The sequence below is a fragment of the Rhizobium sp. TBD182 genome (assembly GCF_001950375.1).
In the GTDB taxonomy this organism is placed as follows: Bacteria; Pseudomonadota; Alphaproteobacteria; order Rhizobiales; family Rhizobiaceae; genus Agrobacterium; species Agrobacterium tumefaciens.
The window spans coordinates 25,414-26,948 of the sequence record NZ_BDLN01000012.1; the positions used below are offsets into that span (position 1 = coordinate 25,414).

The window sequence follows — 1,535 nt, forward strand, 5'->3', positions numbered from 1 at the left end:
GAAGTTGCCCAGCGCTATGGATTGCGAGCCAACAGCCTTTCCACCTGGCGGACGATGGCGCGGCAGGGCAAGCTGGTCCTGCCCGCACCGGAGGATGTGGTAGAGTTCGCGGCGTTGATCGTCGATCCGCCAGTTTCGGTTTCGGAACCTTCTCCTAAAACGGTTAGCCACCCTGAGATCGTCCTCCGTCCCGTCATAATCCGTCTTGAGGAAGGGGCATATGTGGACCGGATTGCTGCTATCGCTCGTTGCCTGGCGGCTGCGACATGATCTTTCCATCGAACCGCGTGCGGATCATGGTAGCGACCAAACCTGTGGACTTCCGCAAGGGGCATGATGGATTGACGGCACTGGTGAAGAACGAACTGCACAAGGACCCGTTTACCGGAACAGTCTTCGTGTTCCGGTCCCGCAAGGCGGACCGGTTGAAGCTGATCTACTGGGATGGCTCCGGGATCGTCATGGCCTACAAACGGCTGGAAGAGCACACGTTCACATGGCCCGGTATCAAGGATGGATTGATGACGTTGATCCATGCCGCCTGATCTGCGCCTGCGGCGGTTGCCGGCATTGCATTGGCGAGGATGTCTCCGAGCGGCTGGACTTGATCCCGGCGCAATTGCGCGTCATGGTCACTCGCCGCCCCAAATATGCGTGCCGTGCCTGCACCAACGGCGTTGTCCAGGCCCCAGCTCCCGCTCGGTTGATCCAGGCAGGACTGCCGACGGAAGCGACCGTCGCGCATGTGCTGGTCTCCAAATATGCCGATCATCTCCCGCTCTATCGGCAGGCCCAGATCATGAGCCGTCAGGGCATTGATTTCGACCGTTCCACGCTCGCCGACTGGGTTGGTCGGGCAGCCTATGAACTGCGGCCTGTGTTCGATGTACTAATTGCCGACCTGAAGCGCTCAACCAAGCTGTTCATGGACGAGACCCGTGCTCCGGTCCTCGATCCCGGCTCGCGCAAGACCAAGACCGGATACTTCTGGGCACTGGCGCGGGATGACCGACCGTGGGGCGGCGGTGCTCCGCCGGGTGTGGCCTTCACCTACACTCCTGGTCGAGGAGGCATCCATGCGGAACGGATACTGCAGGGCTTCTCTGGCATCCTGCAGGTCGATGGCTATGCCGGATACAACAGGCTGATCGCTCCTGACCGTGTCGGCCCGGACATTCGGCTTGCCTATTGTTGGGCACACGCCCGTCGCAAGCTGGTCGAGATCACCCGCAACGGATCAGCACCCATTGCGGAGGACGGCGTCAAACGTATCGGAGCGCTGTATCGCATCGAGGCTGAGCTGCGCGGCCTTGATCCTGAGGCTCGCCTTGCAGGTCGGCAGGCACGATCAGCGCCACTCGTCGCAGACACGCAGGCGTGGCTCATCCATCACCGTGCCCGTGTTGTGTCAAAGTCCCCACTTGGCGAGGCTTTGGCCTACATCGCCAAATACTGGGATGGCGTAAGCCCACGGTGAAGGCCGTCTTGCGATGACGGCCTGCTGACTGCCAGTCCTAGTGGTAACACCAGGAGTA

The 1,535-nt window shown here is 61.0% G+C and carries 2 protein-coding genes and 1 pseudogene; all 3 read left to right on the plus strand.

Translation table 11 applies throughout. From position 1 onward, the window contains the following. Positions 1-270: hypothetical protein (locus tag T18_RS27310; protein WP_210187545.1), on the plus strand; the 270-nt coding region annotated here is incomplete at its 5' end. A 26-nt stretch (positions 271-296) separates the two neighbouring features. Then, positions 297-545 carry an IS66 family insertion sequence element accessory protein TnpB gene (tnpB, locus tag T18_RS26835; RefSeq protein ID WP_172690849.1) on the plus strand — a complete coding sequence of 83 codons (249 nt, stop codon included), beginning with the start codon at positions 297-299 and terminating at the stop codon, positions 543-545. Next, positions 533-1,465: pseudogene (gene tnpC, locus T18_RS24040) on the plus strand (IS66 family transposase); the annotation flags it as partial. The gene tnpB and the pseudogene tnpC, both read left to right, overlap by 13 nt. Between the last annotated feature and the right edge of the window lie 70 nt (positions 1,466-1,535).